17 protein-coding genes are annotated in these 19805 nt (G+C 66.9%); 4 read left to right on the forward strand and 13 right to left on the reverse strand.

Going from position 1 to position 19805, the window contains the following annotated elements; genetic code table 11:
* Nucleotides 1-2 precede the first annotated feature (2 nt).
* The gene (locus ACE10X_RS33700; protein WP_038382857.1) at nucleotides 3-872 is read right to left on the reverse strand and encodes a DUF2066 domain-containing protein; all 870 of its coding nucleotides are present in this window, start codon (nucleotides 870-872) and stop codon (nucleotides 3-5) included.
* Nucleotides 873-1074: 202 nt separating this feature from the next.
* Here ACE10X_RS33700 and ACE10X_RS33705 point away from each other — a divergent pair, with 202 nt between their 5' ends.
* A complete protein-coding gene (locus ACE10X_RS33705) occupies nucleotides 1075-2088 on the forward strand; it encodes an NAD(P)-dependent alcohol dehydrogenase (RefSeq protein WP_038382856.1) in 1014 nt (337 codons plus the stop codon).
* A gap of 263 nt (nucleotides 2089-2351) precedes the next feature.
* Here ACE10X_RS33705 and ACE10X_RS33710 read toward each other — a convergent pair whose 3' ends face one another.
* Nucleotides 2352-3125, reverse strand: a complete 774-nt coding sequence (locus tag ACE10X_RS33710) for an enoyl-CoA hydratase-related protein (protein ID WP_038382855.1) — start codon at nucleotides 3123-3125, stop codon at nucleotides 2352-2354.
* 104 nt (nucleotides 3126-3229) lie between these two features.
* Here ACE10X_RS33710 and ACE10X_RS33715 point away from each other — a divergent pair, with 104 nt between their 5' ends.
* Both ACE10X_RS33715 and ACE10X_RS33720 read left to right on the forward strand, forming a co-directional pair.
* A complete protein-coding gene (locus ACE10X_RS33715; RefSeq protein ID WP_304556691.1) occupies nucleotides 3230-4819 on the forward strand; it encodes a gamma-glutamyltransferase in 1590 nt (529 codons plus the stop codon).
* 123 nt (nucleotides 4820-4942) lie between these two features.
* The gene (locus ACE10X_RS33720) at nucleotides 4943-5344 is read left to right on the forward strand and encodes a PaaI family thioesterase (protein WP_028335707.1); all 402 of its coding nucleotides are present in this window, start codon (nucleotides 4943-4945) and stop codon (nucleotides 5342-5344) included.
* Nucleotides 5345-5356: 12 nt separating this feature from the next.
* Here the strand turns inward: ACE10X_RS33720 and ACE10X_RS33725 are convergent, their stop codons facing one another.
* The 8 genes from ACE10X_RS33725 to ACE10X_RS33760 form a co-directional block, all read right to left on the reverse strand.
* Nucleotides 5357-6046 (reverse strand): trans-aconitate 2-methyltransferase, encoded by a 690-nt coding sequence (locus ACE10X_RS33725; protein WP_304556694.1) that lies wholly within the window; start codon nucleotides 6044-6046, stop codon nucleotides 5357-5359.
* Nucleotides 6047-6053: 7 nt separating this feature from the next.
* Complete coding sequence (locus tag ACE10X_RS33730) at nucleotides 6054-6548, reverse strand: hypothetical protein (protein WP_038382850.1); 495 nt, start codon at nucleotides 6546-6548, stop codon at nucleotides 6054-6056.
* A 48-nt stretch (nucleotides 6549-6596) separates the two neighbouring features.
* On the reverse strand, nucleotides 6597-9827 hold the full coding sequence (locus tag ACE10X_RS33735; protein WP_304556697.1) for an adenylate/guanylate cyclase domain-containing protein: 3231 nt from the start codon (nucleotides 9825-9827) through the stop codon (nucleotides 6597-6599).
* Between the two features lie 80 nt (nucleotides 9828-9907).
* Complete coding sequence (locus ACE10X_RS33740) at nucleotides 9908-11200, reverse strand: NAD(P)/FAD-dependent oxidoreductase (RefSeq protein ID WP_375763417.1); 1293 nt, start codon at nucleotides 11198-11200, stop codon at nucleotides 9908-9910.
* A 202-nt stretch (nucleotides 11201-11402) separates the two neighbouring features.
* Entirely contained in the window at nucleotides 11403-12416 is a 1014-nt protein-coding gene (locus ACE10X_RS33745) for an IS5 family transposase (RefSeq protein WP_304557374.1), read from the reverse strand.
* Between the two features lie 124 nt (nucleotides 12417-12540).
* Nucleotides 12541-13272 carry an amino acid ABC transporter ATP-binding protein gene (locus tag ACE10X_RS33750; RefSeq protein WP_038382842.1) on the reverse strand — a complete coding sequence of 244 codons (732 nt, stop codon included), beginning with the start codon at nucleotides 13270-13272 and terminating at the stop codon, nucleotides 12541-12543.
* Nucleotides 13269-13922: an amino acid ABC transporter permease gene (locus ACE10X_RS33755; protein ID WP_028341235.1), complete on the reverse strand. Its 654-nt coding sequence runs from the start codon at nucleotides 13920-13922 to the stop codon at nucleotides 13269-13271. The genes ACE10X_RS33750 and ACE10X_RS33755 overlap by 4 nt, the downstream gene beginning before the upstream one ends.
* Nucleotides 13923-14119: 197 nt before the next feature.
* A complete protein-coding gene (locus ACE10X_RS33760; protein WP_375763418.1) occupies nucleotides 14120-14887 on the reverse strand; it encodes an ABC transporter substrate-binding protein in 768 nt (255 codons plus the stop codon).
* A 182-nt stretch (nucleotides 14888-15069) separates the two neighbouring features.
* Here ACE10X_RS33760 and ACE10X_RS33765 point away from each other — a divergent pair, with 182 nt between their 5' ends.
* Nucleotides 15070-15717, forward strand: a complete 648-nt coding sequence (locus ACE10X_RS33765) for a cupin domain-containing protein (protein WP_038382847.1) — start codon at nucleotides 15070-15072, stop codon at nucleotides 15715-15717.
* A 198-nt stretch (nucleotides 15718-15915) separates the two neighbouring features.
* On the opposite strand, the gene ACE10X_RS33770 is transcribed toward ACE10X_RS33765, so the two are convergent.
* Genes ACE10X_RS33770 through ACE10X_RS33780 form a run of 3 tightly spaced genes read right to left on the reverse strand, consistent with a single transcriptional unit; the run spans nucleotide 15916 to nucleotide 19727 of the window.
* A complete protein-coding gene (locus tag ACE10X_RS33770) occupies nucleotides 15916-18183 on the reverse strand; it encodes a xanthine dehydrogenase family protein molybdopterin-binding subunit (protein ID WP_375763419.1) in 2268 nt (755 codons plus the stop codon).
* Between the two features lie 3 nt (nucleotides 18184-18186).
* Nucleotides 18187-19233, reverse strand: coding sequence for a xanthine dehydrogenase family protein subunit M (locus ACE10X_RS33775; protein WP_038382839.1), 1047 nt, complete (start codon nucleotides 19231-19233; stop codon nucleotides 18187-18189).
* Complete coding sequence (locus tag ACE10X_RS33780) at nucleotides 19230-19727, reverse strand: (2Fe-2S)-binding protein (RefSeq protein WP_038382838.1); 498 nt, start codon at nucleotides 19725-19727, stop codon at nucleotides 19230-19232. The genes ACE10X_RS33775 and ACE10X_RS33780 overlap by 4 nt, the downstream gene beginning before the upstream one ends.
* Between the last annotated feature and the right edge of the window lie 78 nt (nucleotides 19728-19805).

The following is a 19805-nucleotide window of genomic DNA, read 5'->3' on the forward strand; positions in this document are numbered from 1 at the left end:
GCTCATTTCGATCGCCCCGGATCGCCATTGCCCGACAGCACTTGCGCGGCACCGCCGATGCCGCGGCGGAAGGCTTCGTCGAAGGTGACGCCGCGGAACTGCCATTTGTAATCCTTGCCGTGCCAGGCCATCCGCCATTGCGTGGCCCAGCCGAGATCCTTGTCGTCCCAGACCAGCCGTCCAAGCAGGGTGGCCTCGCCGCCCTGCGGCGCGACGATCGAGCTCAGCTTCGCCGGCGGCGTCTTCGACAGTTCGGCGACGGTGACGCTGGCACTCGTCAACGCCGCTGCATCGGGCAGCACGAAGCGCATGCCGCGTTTGCCGGCCGCGGCCGCAAGCGCGTCGCGTTGCAGGTCGGACTGCGTCCCGTCGGATGTGACGATGTAGTCCTTCGGACCGTGCTGCATCTCGGCGAAGACGCCGAGCACCGGCCGCCGCGACCGCCACGGCTTGAGACCGAGGCTGGCGAGAATGCCGTCGATCTTCTTCTCGTCGAAACCCACCGTCAGGTCGTACGGCCGGTCGCGGGTGCCCTGCTCGTCATGATGCGGCTTGCCGGCATATTGATCGTGATAGTCGAAACTGCTGACGAACGCCTTGGCCTTCGATTTGTAGGCGGCAAGCCGGCGGTCGCCTGCCAGCATTGGCTGACCGGAGACCTTGATCAGCACGTCCTCCAGACATGCACCGAAGCCAATGATGCGGTTCGGCTCGCTCTGGCCGGTGACGACGGTCTGCGCACGGTAGAGGCTGTCGTCTGCTGCGGCCATCGCACTACCGCAAGCGATCCATGCAGCGGCAAGCAGCACGCGAACCGCGCCGCGTGCGAGGGTGGCGATCAGATCGCGCTTCGTCTCAAGCAAGGCAGCCATGGTCACCTCCGCTCGGTCACTTCATTGACGGCACAGATTGGCGGTATTTTCGGGCAGGGCCAACGCGTTCGGACATGGGCGCCATTCCATCGGCCCCGCTGCGCGCTATGGCCACGCGCGGCAGGCCTGACATATGCTCGGAGCATGCGCGGCGGCGCCGCGAGCGCTGCCCAACACAAGGGCACCGAGCAGGGGACGTTCCGTGAAATGCTATGAATTGCAAGGCCCCGGCGGCGTCGACGCGCTGGCGCTGGTCGACAAGCCGGTTCCGCAAGCCGGCCCCGGCGAAGTCCTGGTGCGGCTGAAGGCGGCGACGCTGAACTATCGCGACCTGCTCACGGTCAAGGGCGGCTACGGCTCGCGCCAGAAATTTCCGCTGGTCCCGGTCTCCGACGGCGCCGGCGTTGTCGAGGCGGTCGGCGCCGGCGTCAGAAGCTTCGCACCCGGCGATCGCGTGATCGGCAGCTTCTTCGAAAGCTGGCTCGGCGGCGAGCCGAACGAGGCGCGGATGCGCGCGGCGCTCGGCGGCAGCGTCGACGGTGTGCTGACCGAGTACCGGGTCTTCCCCGCGCATGCGCTGGTGCGCACGCCGGATCATCTGAACGACATCGAGGCCGCGGCACTGCCATGCGCCGGCCTCACTGCGTGGAGCGCGGTGGTCAAGCTCGGCGACCTCAAGCCGGGGCAAACGGTGCTGACCCAGGGCACCGGCGGCGTCTCGCTGTTCGCGCTGCAATTCGCCAAGATGTGCGGCGCCCGCGTCATCGCGACATCTTCCAGCGACGCCAAGATCGCGCGGCTGAAACAGCTCGGCGCCGACGTCACGCTCAACTACAAGACCACGCCGGACTGGGGCAAGAAGGCGCGCGAGCTGACCGGGCGCGGCGTCGATCTCGTTGTCGAGGTCGGCGGCATCGGCACGCTGAACGAATCGATCCGCGCCACCAGGATCGGCGGCACCATCGCCTTCATCGGCGTGCTCGCAGGTCCCGCCCCGTCCGACACGCGGCTGCCGCTGATGGTGATGCAGCAGCAGCGGCTGCAAGGCGTCACCGTCGGCTCGATCGAGGATCTGCAGGCGCTGTGCGACGGCATCAGCCTGCACGGCGTCAAGCCCGTCATCGACAAGGTGTTCGGGTTCGACCAGGCCAAGGCCGCGTTCGCCCACATGGCGAGCGGCGCGCATTTCGGCAAGGTCGCGATTGCGATCGGCTAACGTGGAGAAGAGGCGGAGCATCACGGCCTGAAGCACGAGCTTAAGTTGAACTGGATCCGCATCGAACGTTCACCTCTCCCTTGGGAGAGGTCGATTTGCGCCTGGCGATGCGAAGCGTCGTCCAGCGCAAATCGGGTGAGGGGTTACGGTCCAACGAGAGAGCAAGGCCCCTCACCCGGATTGCTACGCAATCCGACCTCTCCCCGGCGGGGAGAGGTGAACCGAAATCGCGGCCAACCGATTCAACCATAACTCGTCCCGCTCTAGCGCCCTGTGAACTGGGGCTTGCGTTTCTCGACGAAGGCCTGGCGGCCCTCCTTCGCGTCGGCGCTTTCGCGGATCACCTGCTGCAGCTCGATCTCGCGGCGGAACTGATCGGCGTAGCTCGCGTGGTCGCTCTCCTCGAGCAGCTGCCGGGTCGCGACCAGCGCGCGCGTCGGTCCGTCGGCGAGACGGCCGGCGAGCGCCGTCGCCTCGTCGAGCAGTTTTGCATCATCGACCACGTCGCGCACCAACCCCCACTCCTTGGCCCGCTCGGCCGGCAGCGGCTCGTTCAGCAGCATCAGGTCGAGCGCGCGCTGGCGGCCGATCAGGCGCGGCAAGAGCCAGGTCGAGCCGAGGTCGGGCACCAGGCCGATCCGGCTGAACACCTGAATGAAGCTCGCCGAGCGCGCCGCCAGGATGATGTCGCCGGACATCGCGAGGCTGAAGCCGCCGCCGGCCGCGACGCCGTTGACCGCGACCACGACAGGCACGCGGCATTCGCGCAAGGCCTGCATCGCCGGCCAATAATGCCTCATCACGCCGGTGTAGATATTGTCGCCGAGCGACTGGAACGCCTTGAGGTTCTGCCCGGAGCAGAAGCCGCGTCCCTCCCCGGTCAGAATCAGAGCGCGGATGCCGGGATCGAGGCTCATCTCGCCGACGGCGAGTGCGAGATCGCCGAGCAGTTCCGGCGTCATGGCGTTCAGGCTCGCGGGATCGTTGAGCGTCAGGATGCCGGTCTTGCCGTCCCGTTCACGCTTCACACCAGTCATTTTCCGCTCCCTGAAATTGGTTCTTGTTGTTGCACTGACAGTGCCATGCTTGGCATGCTACGCCAACGTGCCCCACCCGCAACAAGAACAGCGAAAGCAACGCCATGTCCGACCAGTTCTCCAACTCGCAAGTGATCCGCAAGCCGGCCGTCAGCGCCAAGGGCGGCATCGTCGCCGCACAGTCGCGCCGGGCGGCCGAGGTCGGCGCGGAGGTATTGGCTGCGGGCGGCGATTGCGTCGACGCCGTGATCGCAACCACCTTCGCGCTTGGCGTCGTGGAGCCGTGGATGAGCGGCGCCGGCGGCGGCGGCGCGATGGTGCTGTATCGCGCCAAGGAGAAACGCGTCGAGGTGATCGACTACGGCATGCGCGCGCCCGACGGCCTGCGTATCGAGGATTATCCGCTGACCGGCGGCGCGGCCTCCGACCTGTTCCCCTGGGCGCGGGTCAAGGACGACCGCAACCTGCACGGCCCCGGCTCGATCGCGGTGCCCGGCGTCGTTGCCGGCATGGAGGAAGCGCATCGCCGCCACGCCAGGATGCCGTGGAAGGACCTGCTGGCGCCGAGCGTCAAGCTCGCCGGCGATGGCCTTTTGGTCGATTGGTGGACCACCGCGATGATCGCAAGCTCCGCGGCCGATCTGCGGCGCTATCCCGCCAGCGCGGCGGCGTATCTGCAGGACGGCCTGCCGCCGAACGCGCAATGGGGCATCAGGTCGGTGGTCCGCATGCCGCAGGACAAGCTCAAGGCCACGATGGCGCAGCTCGCCGCGGCCGGCCCGCGCGATTTCTACGAGGGCGATCTTGCGCGCAGCATCGCCGACGACATCCAGGCCGCCGGCGGCGCGCTGTCGGTACGCGACCTCGCCGCCTTCCGCGCCCATCTGCGCGAGCCGCTGAAGATTCCCTATCGCGGCGGCACGGTCTATGCGACGCCGGAGCTGACCGCGGGTCCGACCATGGCTCGCACGCTCGGCCTTTTGCAAAAGGCGCTCGCGCCCGCGCAAGGCGGCCCGGATGCGGCGGCCTACGCTGCCTATGCCGAGGCGCTGCAAGCCGCCTATCGCGAACGGCTGAAGGACATGGGCGACGTCGACGGCCGCCGCGCGCTCGGCGCCGAAGCGATCGCGCCAAGCTGCACCACGCATTTCTCCGCGGTCGACCGCGATGGCAACATGGCCGCGGTGACGCAGACGCTGCTGTCGACCTTCGGCTCCAAATTCGTGACGCCGAACACCGGGCTGACCATGAACAACGGCATCATGTGGTTCGATCCGACGCAAGGCAATCCGAACTCGCTCGCGCCCGGCAAGCGCTGCCTGACCAACTACACGCCGGTCGTGGCGCAGGCCGCCGACGGCCGCACGCTTGCCGCGGGCGCATCGGGCGGCCGCCGCATCCTGCCGGCGGTTTCGCAACTGCTCTCCTTCGTGATGGATTTCGGCATGGATCTCGACGCCGCGATCCACCAGCCGCGGATCGACGCCAGCGAGGGCGCCGTGGTGATCGGCGACAAGCGCCTGCCCGCGAGCGTACGCGAGGCGCTGCGCGGCCGCTTCGATTTCGAGGAGGCCCGTATCCAGACCCTGCCGATGAAGTTCGCCTGCCCGAGCGTCGTGCTGCGCGACGGCACCACCAACAGCGGCGTCACCGAGCCGTTCCAGCCCTGGGGCGATGCGGTCGCGGAGGGGTGACGGCAAGTCGCGCGGCTCATTGCGGTCGTCGTCCCTGCCTAGTGCGCAATTGCGCACGAGGCAGGGACGACACCGAGTTTATTGCATGAGCCAGCTGATACATTTGGGCCGACAACAATTGCGGTGACCGGCTTGAGTGAAGCAAGCGCAGACGTGCCGCCCGGCGCGCAACTTCTTGGACGCGAGTGGCTGGGCTTCGACGGTGAAATCGCCACAGTCCGTTTCGAGGCGCAACCCTTGTTCACGAACCGCCATGGAACGATCCAGGGCGGTTTCCTTGCCGCGATGCTGGATTCGGCCACAGGCCTCGGCGCTCTCGCAGCGCTGCCGGCAACGCGGACCGTCGTGACGAGGACTCTCACTACGCGGTTTCTCAAACCGGCGCGCATCGGCCCGATCACGGCCAAGGCGAAGGTCATCTCGCAGACCGACCGCGACATGATCGTGGAAGCCGATCTGATCGACGCCAACGATGTGACGGTCGCCAGCGCCACGGCCGAGTTGCGGATTCTGGACAAGCGATAGTCCGCAGCCCGATCAGCAATCCCTGCATCGCGCCAGCAGGGTGACTTCGTTCATTCCGTAGCCGTCGACGGTCTCAACGGTGCAGCCAAGCTCGCGTTCGCAATAATGGATCCACGGCTCGGGGCTCGTGCAATACAGCTGCACCTGCGCCGCATCCGCGGTGGCTGCGGCCTCCCCGGTGACGAAGTTGACGCTGAAGCCGCGCAGGCTGGCGCGGCGCAGGTCGGCCAGCATCTCGGCGACGAATGCCTCCCAGGATCGGCGGCAGCCGCCGATATTGACATTCATGATGCCGCTCGCGACCGAATAGGTCGCGCGGCGCGGGCTGCCCCTCCCGACCTTGAAGCGGCGCCCCGGCGCCGAGAAACGGCGGCGCGCGCGGCTGATCATGGCGAGCGACAGATCGATCCCGAGATAGTCGATCTCCGCCTGCGGATGGCGCCTTGCGAGATAGGCGCACAGCGCGCCGTATCCGCAGCCGATGTCGTTCAGGCTGAACGGTGCGGAGAAGTCGCAGAGCTTCAGCAACTGGACGAAGCGGAGGTCCTGGGTGGCCTGGCAGGACCAGTCCACCCCGCGCGGGGTGGCGCCGTATTTGGCGACCCGCGCGCTGTAGTAGGATTCGACATCGGCATAGAGGTCGGAGAACCGCGCCCGGTCGCCTTCGGCGCCGAAACCTGCGGTCTCCGCCGCGATGCTCACGTCTTGCTCACTTCTTGGCTTTGGCCCGCCGCTGCTTCGCCATCGCGGCAAGCTCCTTGCGGGCGACCTGGCTTGGCTTGGTCGGGATCGACAGAACCCGATACGACTGGGTCGAGTAGATCAGCGGCGTGTGGCCATCGGCTGCAAACGTCACCTTCGGATTTTCCTTCATGGCGTGAACGCTAACCAGCACCGGCAGATACGGACTCTGCGTGAGCGCCTGGCGGAACGCCTGGACCACCCGCTTGTATCCGCTCACATTGGGCTGATCGGACGGATAGTCCTTCAGCGTGCCGAGGAAGGTGTACCAGCGCTTCCGTTCGATCCGGTCGGCCGGCTCGATCCCGATCAGCCGGAACGACTGCTCGAGGGGATGATTGGGAGAGAAGATGTCGAACTCCTTTTGCAGCTCGACCATTTCCATGATCCCGCCGGGACCAAACCGCTTGTTCAGCAGATCAAGGACATCGCGCGTCGTATCGTCTTGAATCATCCGTCCCATTAGAACCCCCTCAATACCTTGTTTCCAGAAATGAAAAAATTGTCGCGTCTAGCGGCGTCGCTCAAGATGCAATCGAAGCTGATCGAGTTGTGGTGTGAAGTAGACTGCCCCCGAGACGTCGAGCAAATTCTGGGCGCCGCCGACAATCTCGTCAAGCTCATCATGTGACGTGCTGCCCAAAGCGCAAATGATCAGGCCGCGCAGCACGGTCGCGTGCAGCTCGGCGATGCGATCGGTCCTTCGCCGCGCGACCATCAGCGCCTCGTCCACTGCTTGCAGGGCCGCATGGTGGTCGGCGGCGCGATAGAGCGCTTCGGCCAGGTCCGCCAGCATGCGGGCCTCGAATTCGAGGCCGGCTCGCGCAGAGCGCGCAAAATCGATCGCTTCCTGAAGCTGGGCGGCGGCAACCTTGAAGTCGCCTGCGGCGCCGCTGGCGAGGCCGGCGCTGGCGAGCGCCGCGACCCGCAGATAGGGCGTGCCGGACTGCTCGGCCAGTTCGGCGATCCTCGCCGCATGCGGCTTGGCGAGTTCCGGCCGGCCGCGGCTCCAGCCCATCTCCACCATCGCAAAATGCGGAATGAACTGCACGACGGCGGCGAAGCGCTCCGGCTCGGCCCGCAGCACCTCGGCGATCCGCCGTTCGGCCTCGTCGAACCGGCCGAGTCGCACCAGAATTCTGGTGCCAAGGCACCTGATCCAGTGCTCGACATCAAAGCCGAGAATCTGGTTCGGGTTGAGACCGAGTGTGACGTTGTTGTGAAAACCGCCCTGCTCGGCAATCGCGGCAACCGCCACCTGCCCGGCGTCGAGCGCCTCGGCAAGACGGCCCGACAGGAAGAACGCCTGGCTCAGCATGGCATTGACCGTCGCAAACCGTCCGACGTCCCCGGTGCCGGAAGTGAGCTTCAAGGCGTCCTGCACGAGATTGACATAGTCGTCGGCCGCCGCGGTCGCGGCGAGGATCCTGCCGTAGGCGCCGAGCAGGATCGGCTCGTGCACCGGGTCCGCCGCGCGCGCGTATTTGATCGCCTCTTCGGCGTAGGGCTTGACCTCTTCGGCGGACATGCCCTCACGCCAGCCGAAGTTGAGGATCTGGCCGCTCGACATCGCCCGCAGCCGGTCGACATATTCGGACTGGGGCTGGTCCTGCAGCAGGGCGCGAACCTTTTTCCAGCTTTTCATTGCCTCGGCGGAGTTGGTCTTGCCGATCCAGCGCGCCGCACGCTGCAAATGGGTGACCGCCTCCAGCGGCTGGCCAGCGGCCTCGTAGTGATAGGCGAGCAGCCCGGCAAACTCGTCGAGCTTGCCCCAGTCGAAGCCCTCGATGGCCTTGGCGACGGTCGCATGCAGCGTGGTCAGCCGCGACCGCAACTGGGTTGCATAGGCGACCTCCTGGATCAATGGATGGCGAAACGCCAGCAGTCCCTTGTCGTAGGGCGGCAGGTCGTACAGCAGCTCGGCCTGGCGGAGCTGCGCGATGGCGTTCTGCAAATCGTCGTTCGGCAGCGCCGCGACCGGGCGCAGCACCGACATTGCGACCAGCCGGCCGATGACGGCCGCCGTCTCGAGCACCTGCTTGGCGATATCCTCGAGGTGATCGATGCGGGCGGCCACGACGGCCTGCACCGTCGCGGGCAACGGCACCGCATCGACGCCATGCTTGAGCCGGTAGTTGCCGCGTTCGCCCTCGACATTGCCGCGCTCCACGACGGTGTTGGCCAGCTCCTCGATGAAGAACGGATTGCCCTGCGCGCGTTCAATGACATTGCTGCTCAGCGAGGCCAGCGAGGGATGCCTGCCGAAATGCTCGCGGAGCAGCTCGTTCGAATCGGACCACGGCAGCGGCGGGATGGCGATCTGACGGTAGTGAGACCGCTGCATGAAAGGTGCCGTGAAGCCCGGCCTGAAATTGACCACCAGGAACGTCGCGGTGCCGACGATGGCATCGACCAGCGTCTCGACGAACTCCTCGCTGGCGGCATCGATCCAGTGCAGGTCCTCGATCATGACGACCGCCGGCGCGTCCCCGGGGCGCGCGTGCACCAGCGTTCGAACGAGATCGAGCAGCTGCAGCCGCAGCGCGCGCGGATCGAGCTTCGGGGCCGGATGCTCCGGATCGGCAAGCCCGAGAAATTCGAGCAGCACCAGCAGCTCCTGCTCCGACGAGGCCATCTCGGCAAAGCGGTCGATGACGCGACGCCGGGATGTCTCGATCGGCTCCTTGACGCGGATGCCGAAGATATCGCGCAGCAGCTCGAGCACGGGCTGGAACGGCGTTGCGCGGCCATGCGCCAGCACGCGCGCCTCGTAGACGCGAATGCCCTTGCGGCGGCAATTTTCGGCGAACTCGAAGCAAAGTCGGCTCTTGCCGATACCGGCATCGCCGACCATGCCGACGACCCGGCCGTCGCCGGCAACCGCACGTGACAGCTCATGCTCCAACGCCGCCATCTGCTCGGTGCGGTTGACCATCGAGGTCAGGCGGCGGCCGCTGCGGAAAACGTCGCTGGCGGGCGCGCTGAGCAGCCCGGTCAGCTTGAAGACCTCCACCGGCATCGAGATGCCGCGAATGGTCTGCATACCGAGCGGCATGACCTCGACGAATTGCCTGGCGCCGAGATAGGTGTCCCGCGTGATGAGGATCGTCCCCTCATCGGCCATCTGCTCCATCCGGTTGGCGATATGGACGTTGGCGCCGGCGGCGTCGTAGGTCTGGTAGATGGTGTTTTCCACCGTCTGAACGACGACTTCGCCGGTATGCAGCCCGACCCGGATCTGCATGCCGGGATCGGCGAGCCTGGCCACCGAATCCTGCATGGCGAGCGCGGCGAGACAGCCGCGGACCGCATGGTCCTCGTGCGGGCGCGGCGGCGCGCCGAACAGCGCCATGACGCCGTCGCCCTGGATCTTGTTGACGATGCCGTCGTAGCGGTGGACGGCCTCCTTCATCAGGTCGAGCACCGGCTCCAGCCGCCGCATGCCGAGCTCGGGATCGCCGAGGCTGTCGATCAGATTGGTCGAGTTGCGGATATCGGCAAACAGCAGAGTGAGGTTCTTGCGTTCGCCGCCCTTGGTGCTGAGCGAACGAAGCAGCCGTTGCGAAGGCGCATCGGGACGGACGCTGCCCGCGGCGAGCGCGGTGCCGCAGCGGCCGCAGAAGCGGCTGGAGGGCCCGTTCACATGCTGACAGGAGTCACATTTGAGGCCTAACGGCGCACCGCAATCTTCACAATAATCGTTGCCAGCCCGGTTTGCGCGGCCGCATCGCTCGCACTGCATGAACAGCCTTTCAGTAAAGACTGCGAATATATCCGACGCGCGAGATTAGCCCAGCACATTCTGTAATTGTGTTAAATGCCTCACACACCGAGCCGGTCCCGCACCCGGCCGGTCAGCACCGCCGTGGTGACGCCGACCCGCCAGAAGGCGTGCATCGGGATCGGTTTGATACCGGTCACGGGCATGTCGATCTCGGCCTTGGGGCCGCCGATCAGGCGGCGGGCCAGCTGTGCGCCCATCGCGGTCGAGAGCGCGACGCCGCGGCCGTTGCAGCCGAGCGAGATCAGCAAATTCTCCGCGGGCTCATGGACATGGGGGTAGTGATCGGCGGTGATGGCAAGGCGGCTGTTCCAGCCGTGGGTCCAGCTGACGCCCCTGAGCTGCGGCCACAGCCGCTCGGCGTAGCGGATCAGATAGGCGACGTCGGTCGGCTTGCTGATCCAGCGCATCGGGCCGCGGCCGCCAGTCAAGAGCCGATTGTGCTGGTCGATGCGGTAATAGACCGTGATGTGGCCGCTTTCGTAGAGCACCGGCCGGGTCGGCATAATCGCGCGCGCGATCGCCTCGGACAGCGGCGCGGTCGCCGCGATCGACGAGAACACCGGCACGATGCTGCGGCGGAGCGCCGGCCAGAGATCATCGGTAAAGCCGTTGGTCGCGAGCAGCACCTTGTCGGCGAGCACGACCGCGCGCGGCGTCGCGATCCGCCAGCGGCCGCCGTCGCGGCGGAGCGACAGCGCCGGGGTCTCGCCATGGACGGCGACGCCGGCCCCGATCGCGGCGCGCGCAAGCCCGCGGGCATAGCTTAGCGGATGCAGGTCGCCGCCGCGCGCATCCAGCATGGCGCAGAGGTAACGGTCGCTGCCGGTCATCTGGCGCATCTCGGCGGCGTCGAGCAGCTTCACCGGCATGCCGCGCCGGATGCACTGCTTTGCGGTGGTCTCGATCGCCGCTGCGCTGGCTTCGTTGTAGGCGGCGCGCAGCGTGCCGTTCTGCCTGGCCTCGCAGGGGATCTGGTAGCGGCGGATCAAATCATGCGTGAAGTTGGTGGTGCCGTAGGAGAACTCGATCATGCGGCGGCCGAGATCGGCGCCGAAATCCTGCTCGATCCGGTCGGGGTCGTGCTTCAGTCCGGGATTGGTCTGCCCGCCATTATTGCCGGACGCGCCCCAGCCCGGCTCCTGGGCTTCCAGCACGGTTGCGAACACGCCCTGCTCGGCGAGGTGCAGCGCGGTCGACAGGCCGGTAAAGCCGCCGCCGATGATCGCGACCGGCACGCTCTTGTCCGATGTCAGCTGAGGCGTCGGCGTCGGCTCCACCGCGGTGTCGGCATAGAGGCTCGGTGGCAGCGGCAGGCGGGTGGAAGAGGTCATTGTAGGATACCGAACTAGATGGATGTTGTGCCGAACGGCGCGTCCGCAGACTCACTCACCTCTCCCGCTTGCGAGGGCTTTGCGCAATCGGGCGTGCGCGAGTGCAGGCCAGTGTCAGGCCTTTTTTTGCGTGGCTTCTGGGGGCGCGGGGGAGTGGACAGCTTGGTTTGGGCGGCCGATTGACGGCATTGCGGAGCGGCGGTCACAGCGCAACTCCCGCTGGACGCAGCATTGCCCATCGTTTGAGGTTCATGGCGAGGCAGAGAAGATGCAGATGGGTCTGATTGCGTGCCAAGCCCAGATAGCGAGCGCGCGCCCAGCCATAGACGCCCTTGAGGCGCGCGAAGACCTGCTCGACCGGGGCGCGGCGCCGTCCCACGGCGTCGTTGAAGCGCTTCTGACGCGCGGTCAGGGGATGATGCTTGTTGGGCCGGAACATCAGCCGCGGCTTGATGCCCCGGGCCGCGAGGAGGGCGCGGCGCTCGTGCTTGTCATAGGCCTGGTCGGCGTAGACCGCCTTCTCGTCGCCGCAGATCAACTCGTCGGCCGGCACCGTGTCGTTGACCGCGGCGTCGGTCAGCTTGCTGCGACGGATGATCGCCGAGCCCTGGTCGACGCCGACATGCGCCTTGTAGCCGAAGTACCGCTTGCCACCCTTCTTGGTCCATCGCGCATCCGCATCCCGCTCGCTGTTGACCAGCTTGCTCGGCGCACGGCCGTCCGGGCCGAGCGGCAGCGGGTCTTTCGGCGGCTTCGGCGGCTTCACCGCCGCCGGGATCAGGCTCGCATCGATCAAGGTGCCCCGGCGCAGCACCAGCCCGCGCGCGTCGATCTGGCGCAGGATCTCGCCGAACAGCCTCTCCTCCAGAGCGGCCTGCTGCAAAGCTTCGCGGAAGCGCCAGATCGTCGTGTGGTCGGGCGTCTCGTCACCGAGCACAAAGCCGCAGAATTCGCGGAACGAGGCCCGATCATCGAGCGCCTCCTCCAGCTCCGGATCAGACAACCCATACCATTGCTGCAACAACAACGCCTTGAACATCACCAGCCGTGGATAGGGCGGCGCTCCACGCTCCGGTTCAGCAAGGCTGCGCAGCACGCACTCCACAGCCGCCCAATCGACCAGCTCGCCAATCCGCCTCAGCACCGAACTCCCTTTCCCCCGCCGCGACACCAGCGCATCTGCGAAGCTCGCTTGACCAACCTGCCGATACGCCATCCCCGCCTCCCCCTTCAGATCGGTCCTAGAGAATCGCAGATTCGCCTTTGCGCAAAGCCCTCGCAAGCGGGAGAGGGGTGCAGTGCCGGTGCGGCTACAGCTCGATCGAGCAACGTCATGATGCTCACAGCGGATGCAGCACGCGGCGCAGGAAATCCTGGGTGCGCGGGTGCTGGGGTTGGTTGAGGACGGATTTGGCGGCGCCCTGCTCGACGATGACGCCGCCGTCGATGAACAGCACGCGGTCGGCGACGTCGCGGGCAAAGCCCATTTCATGGGTGACGACAACCATGGTCATGCCGTCGTCGGCGAGCTTGCGCATCACCGACAGCACCTCGCCGACCAACTCGGGATCGAGCGCGGAGGTCGGCTCGTCGAACAGGATCGCCTTCGGCTGCATCGCCAGCGCCCGCGCGATCGCGACGCGCTGCTGCTGGCCGCCGGAGAGTTTTGGCGGATGCACCTCGGCCTTGTCGGCGAGCCCGACCTGCGCGAGCAGCGCGCGGCCGCGGGCGACCGCCTGCTCGCGCGGCTCCCTCTTCACGTAAAGCGGCCCCTCGATGACGTTCTCGAGCGCGGTGCGATGCGGGAACAGGTTGAAACGCTGGAACACCATCGAGACCTGGGTGCGGATCGCCACGATCGATCGGTCATTGCTGTCGACGCGCGCGCCCTCGACGCTGATCTCGCCGCGATCGTAGCTCTCGAGCCCGTTGATGCAGCGCAGGATGGTCGACTTGCCGGAGCCGGACGGGCCGATGATGCAGACCACCTCGCTCTTCGCGACGGAGGCCGTGATGCCCTTCAGCACCTCGACCTTGCCAAAACTCTTGTGGACGTCGCGGAGCTCGATCATTTGCGGTTCGCCTTGTTCTCGAAGTGCCGAACCAGCAGGATGAGCGGAATGCTCATGGTGAGGTACATCAGCGCCACCAGCGTGAACACGCTGGTGTTCTTGAAGGTCGAGGAGGCGATCAGCTTGCCCTGCAGCGCCAGTTCGGCGACCGTGATGGTGGACGCCTGCGAGGAATCCTTCAGCATCATGATCATGATGTTGCCGTAGGGCGGCAGGATGATCCGAACCGCCTGCGGCAGCACCACGCGGCGCATGGTGAGCCACCAGCCCATCCCGATGGTCTGCGCCGCCTCGATCTGCCCCTTGTCGATCGCCTCGATGCCGGCGCGGAAATTTTCCGCCTGATAGGCCGAATAGGCAATGCCGAGCCCGATGATCGCGGCCTGCAGCGCCGATAGCGCGATGCCGAAATCGGGCATCACGAAGTAGATGTAAAACAGCAGCACGATGATCGGGATGCCGCGGATCACGTTGATCAGCGAGGCGCTGAGGCCGACCAGGAAGCCGATCCCGGACACCCGCATCAAGGCCCACACCAGCCCGAGCACGGTCGAAAGGACGAGCGAGCCGACGGTGACGACGATGGTCAGCCAGACACCCTGCAGCAGGATCGGCACGAACTCGACGGCGTCATGGAAGAATTTTTGCATCGGCTAAACTTATCCCGTCCCGTCATCCTGATGAGCGGCGTCTTCGCCGCGTCTCGAAGGATGAATCGGCCCGGCTGGTGGCCGTCGACCCTTCGAGACGCGCTACGCGCTCCTCCAGCGACAACGGCAAAGCCGTTGCGCGGGGGTGACGGGTCACTCTTGCGTAGCCCGGCAAGCCCAGTAGAAGCACACGCGCGTCAGGACGCGCTGGCCTTCTGGCCCCACTTTTCCAGGATCTTCGCGATCGTGCCGTTGGCCTTCAGCTTCCCGAGCGAGGCGTTGATCTTCGCGAGCAGCTCGGTGTCACTCTTGCGGACGCCGATCGCGACGGTCCCGACGGTAACCGGCTTGTAGCCGTCGACCAGCCGCACGTCGGCGAAATTGCCCTGCTGCAGATTGTAGGCGAGGATCGGATAATCGGCGAAGCCGGCCTTGAGGCGGCCCGCATTCACGTCGCGCAGGATGTCGGGAATGGTATCGTAGACCTTGACCTCGCTGAACAGCCCGGTCTTCTTCAGCGCATCGACGAAGGCAGTGCCGACCTGGGCGCCGACCACGGTGCCCTTCAGATCCTCCTGCGAGGCATAGGCCTTGGTGTCGGCCTTCGGCACCACGAGGCCCTCGCCATAGGCGTAGACCGGCTCGGAGAAGTCGATCACCTCCTTGCGCGCGGCGGTGGCGAACATCGCGGCGGCAATGATGTCGATCTTGTTCGCGGTGAGCGAAGGGATCAGCGCCGAGAACTGCATCGGCTCGATCTGCACGGTGAAGCCGGCATCCTTGCCGATCTCGGTGGCGAGATCGACCATGATGCCTTGAATCGAATTGGCCTTGGTGTCGAGGAAGGTGAAGGGAATGCCGGTTGGGGTCGAGCCGACCTTGAGCACCTGCTGCGCCTCTGACGGCGCGCTCAAGGCAAGGGCAAGCGCCGCCACCGCGGCCTGGACGAGACGCTGAAACGACATCGCAACACCTCCCGAAGCTGGCCCTGGCGCCGCATCGCCCGCGCGTTTCGCGCTTTTGGTTGCGGGCGACGCCGTTCCGGCCTATTTTCACCAATATGAAATTGTGGTCACGAAACCGCGGCCAATGCAAGCGGTTTTCATGCACATGAAGGAAGCGGATTGACGTGAGCGGCGGCAAGAGAATGCGTAAAGGCGCGGCAGCGAAGCCCGCAACGGCACGCCGCGCCGCCAGAAAGCCGGCCAGCAAGCCGGCCGAGCCCGCGATGGATCTCGCGGTCGGGCGCCGCATCCGCGACCTGCGCCGCAGCAAGGAGATGTCGCTGGAGGTGGTTGCCGCGCGCACCGACTTGTCGATCGGCTTCATCAGCCAGATCGAGCGCGGCCTGTCGTCGCCCTCGTTGCGCGTGCTGGCGACATTGGCCGACGTGCTCGGCGTCGGCATCGCCGCGCTGTTCGGCGCGACGCCGAAGGATGACGGCGCCGGCGGCGTCGTGACCCGCGAGGTGCAGCGCGCCGAACTGAAGCTGTGGCGCACCGGAATTTCAAAGCAACTGCTGAGTCCCGCCGGCAGCGAGAGCCGGCTCAATCTGTTCTTGGTGCATCTCGAGCCCGGCGGCAACACCGGCGACGAGTTCTATACCCATGACGGCGAGGAAGCCGGCCTCGTGCTCCAGGGCGAGATGACGCTGACGGTGGACACCGAGACCTGGCAGCTGAAACAGGGCGACAGCTTCCGCTTCGCCAGCCGCCGCCCGCACCGGTTTTCCAACCCGGCGCGCGATGCCAAGGCCGTGGTGCTGTGGGTGAACTGCGTGACGGCGGCGGGGTGACGGCGTCGCTCTCTCCCCGTCGTCCCGGCGAAGGCCATCCTGCGTCGTCCCGGCGAAGGCCGGGACCCATTACCACCAATCTTGATTGTCGAAGGGGAAGCGGCCCCAGCGTCCTGCCATAACTCACATTCGTGGTTATGGGTCCCGGCTTTCGCCGGGACGACACCTGTTATTACGGAGCCCTCACGTCAAGCCGCATCACCTCAACCCCATCACCACTTCCTCGATCTTGATCGGGAAATTCCGCACGCGGATGCCGGTGGCGTGGAAGACGGCGTTGGCGACGGCGCCGGCGCTGCCGGTGATGCCGATCTCGCCGACGCCCTTGATGCCGAGCGGGTTCACATGGGGATCGTGCTCGTCGACCGTGATGACCTCCATCGGCGGCACGTCGGCATTCACGGGCACATGATACTCGGCAAGGTTCGCATTCAGGATGCGGCCGGACCGCTTGTCCATCACCGCCTCCTCGTGCAGCGCGAAGGAAAGGCCCCAGATCATGCCGCCGCGCAGCTGGCTCTGCACCATCAACGGATTGATGATGCGCCCTGCGGCGAACGCGCCGACCAGCCGCGTGGCGCGGATCTGGCCGAGCTCCGGATCGACCGTCACCTCGGCAAAGACAGCGCCATGCGCGTGCATCGCATATTGCGATTGCGCCGCGGGGTCGGCCGCACCCGTGCCGGAGGCCTCGACCTCGGCAACGCCGGCGCGCGCCAGGATCTCGGCGTAGCTTTCGCTGCGCGCGTCATCGTCGCGGCGATGGAGCCGCCCGGCCCGCGCCACCACGCCGGCATTGCCGGCGCCGAACAGCGGCGAGCGCTGGTCGGAGGTCGCAAGCTCGGCGAGCTTTGCGATCACCGCCGCACCGGCATTGTGGATCGCGGCACCGACCGTTGCAGTGTGCGCGGAGCCGCCGGCGATGCCGGCATCCGGCAGGTCCGACGTGCCCGACAGGAACGAGATCTGCTCGAGGTCGAGCGCGAGCGCGTCGGCCGAGATTTGCGTGAGCGCAGTCCAGGCGCCCTGCCCCATGTCATGCGCGCCGCTCTCCATCACGCCGCGTCCGTCGGCGCGGATCACGGCGCGGGCATTGCCCTGGAACATCAGCGCCGGGAATGTCGCGGTGCCCATGCCCCAACCGATCAGAAAGCCGTTCTCGTCGCGCATCTGCCGCGGCTGTAGCGGACGCCCCGCCCAGCCGAAACGTTCGGCGGCCTTGGCGTAGCACTGGCGCAGCGCCTTCGAGGAAAACGGCTTTCCGGTGGTCGGCTCGACCTCGGCGTAGTTCTTCAGCCGGAATTCCAAGGGATCGATGCCGCAGGCGAACGCCGCCTCGTCGATCGCGCTTTCCAGCGCGATCGATCCGGTGGCCTCGCCCGGCGCGCGCATGAACAGCGGCGTGCCGGTGTCGACGCGCACCGCCTCATGCGCGGTGCGGATTGCCGGGCTCGCATAGAGCGTGTGCGAGGCGTCAGCCGCAGGCTCGTAGAAATCGTCGAAGCTCGATGTCGTGACGCGCGCTTCGTGATCGAGCGCGGTCAGCAGGCCGGCATCGTCGGTGCCGATCCGGATGCGCTGGCGGGTCTGCGGACGATGGCCGACCGGGCCGTACATCTGGCTCCGCCGCAGCACCAGCTTGACCGGACGCCCGATCAGCTTTGCCGCCATGACGCCGAGCACCTGCGGCCCGGAGACCAGGCCCTTGGAGCCGAAGCCGCCGCCGAGGAACGGGCTGTTGATGTGGATATTGCCGGGCGGGATGCCGAACAGGCCGCCGATCCGCATCTGCGCCATCGCCATGCCCTGGCTCGGCGTGTCGAGGAACAAACGGTCGCCGTCCCACACCGCGACGATCGCGTGCGGCTCCATCGCGTTGTGATACTGCGCCGGCGTCTCGTAAGTTGCGTCGATCCGCTTCGATGCCGCGGCAAGGCCCGCATCGATATCGCCGTGGCGGACCTCGGCGGGATTGCCGATGCCGACCACCGGCGGCGCATAGGCCTCGCCGGCGTCGAGACCGACGCGCGCGATCTCGACCTGGTAGCGCGGCGACAGCAGTGCCGCGCCTTCGGTGGCAGCCTCCAGCGTCTCGGCGATCACGACCGCGATCGCCTGGTTGGCGTAGCGCACCTCGTCGCTCTGCAGGAGCTCCATGCGGAAGGCGAACGGATTGCCCTTGGCGTCGGGGTCTTCCGCCAGCTCCGGCTTGTGCGCCGGCGTCATCACGTCGAGGACGCCGGGGTGGCGCTTGGCGGCAGCGACGTCGAGCGCGGTGACGCGGCCGCGCGCGATGCAGCTGGTCGCGATCACGGCATAGACCATACCGGGCGGATGATTGTCGGCGGCATAGCGCGCCTTGCCGGTCACCTTCAGCGTGCCGTCGGTGCGGGTCAGCGGCTGGCCGATATTCGAGCCGTGCCTGACATGGGCGGGGTCGCGGGTCAGATTGAGTTCAGCCGTCATGCGTTACGCTCCTGCAACGGATGAGAAGGGAGAGCCCGGCAGCGCGGGAATGCGATCCGGCGTGCCTGCGGCAGCAAGGGTGAGCGCGCGCACGACGATGCGCTGCGCGAGTTCGATCTTGAAGGCGTTGTCGCCGGACGGTTTTGCGCCCGCGAGCGCCGCGCGCGCTGCCTCGCGATAGCTAGCCGCATCCGGCGTGGCGCCCGCGAGCACCTGTTCGGCCTCGCGCGGCCGCCACGGCTTTGCCGCGACGCCGCCGAGCGCAAGCCGCGCCTCGCGGATTTTTCCATCCTCGATGCGCAAGCCGGCCGCAGCCGAGACCACGGCGAACGCATAGGACGTGCGCTCGCGCACCTTGATGTAGCGAGCATGCCCGGAGAAACCTTGCGCTTCGGCCGGCAGCCGCAGCGCGACGATCAGGTCGCCGCGCTCCAGCGCGGTCTCGCGCTCCGGCGTCTCGCCCGGCAGACGGTGCAGCGCCTCGAGCGGCAGCTCGCGCCGGCCGGTCTTGCCCTCGATCTCGACGACTGCGTCGAACGCGACCAGCGGCACGCAGAAATCCGACGGATGGGTCGCGATGCAGCCCTCGTTCCAGCCAAGCACCGCGTGCAGGCGGTTCTCGCCCTTCAGGGCGTCGCAGCCGGCGCCCGGCCAGCGCCGGTTGCAGGCGCTGCCGGCGTCGTAGAAATAGGCGCAGCGCGTCCGCTGCATCAGATTGCCGCCGACGGTCGCGGCATTGCGCAGCTGGGCGGACGCGCCCGACAGCAACGCTTCGGCGACCGCCGGATAGTTGCGCGCGAACCCGGTGTCATGCGCGAGATCGGCATTGCGCACCAGCGCGCCGATCCGCAAGCCGCCGTCGGCCAGATGCTCGATGCGGTCGAGCCCCGGCAGACGCGTGACGTCGACGAGAAGGCTCGGCCGGCTGACGCCGCCCTTCATCAGATCGAGCAGATTGGTGCCGGAGGCGAGATAGCTCGCGCCCTTTTCGGATGCCGCCGCGATCGCGTCCGCGACGCTGGCCGGCCTGACATAGTCGAAGTTCATCATGCGGAGCGCCTCTGCTTGGTCGCGTTGATGTCGGCCTGCGCCTCGAGCACGGCCTCGGTGATTCCTTGATAGGCCCCGCAGCGGCACAGATTGCCGCTCATGCATTCGCGCACGCGCTCCGGATCGTCGCCGGCCTGGCCTTCCTGGATCAGGCCGATGCCGCTCATGATCTGGCCCGGCGTGCAGAAGCCGCACTGGAAGCCGTCATGGGCGATGAAGGCGGCCTGCACCGGATGCAGCTGGTCGCCGCGCGCGACGCCTTCGATGGTTGTGATCTCGGCGCCGTCGTGGCTGACGGCAAGCGCGAGGCAGGAATTGATGCGGCGGCCGTCGACCAGGACGGTGCACGCGCCGCACTGGCCGCGGTCGCATCCCTTCTTGGTGCCGGTGAGATCGAGGCGCTCGCGCAACAGGTCGAGCAGGGTCACGCGGGGGTCGTCGAGGACAATTTCCCGGCGGACACCGTTGATGGTGAGACTGAGTGGGAGATTCATGCAGGGCTCCGATCCGTGTATGGTCGGGTTGAATCGAGGCAACGGAAGCCCGTGGCCGCCGATGCAGGATCGGCGCGC

Source organism: Bradyrhizobium sp. Pha-3 (genome assembly GCF_042258325.1).
Classification (GTDB): domain Bacteria; phylum Pseudomonadota; class Alphaproteobacteria; order Rhizobiales; family Xanthobacteraceae; genus Bradyrhizobium; species Bradyrhizobium elkanii.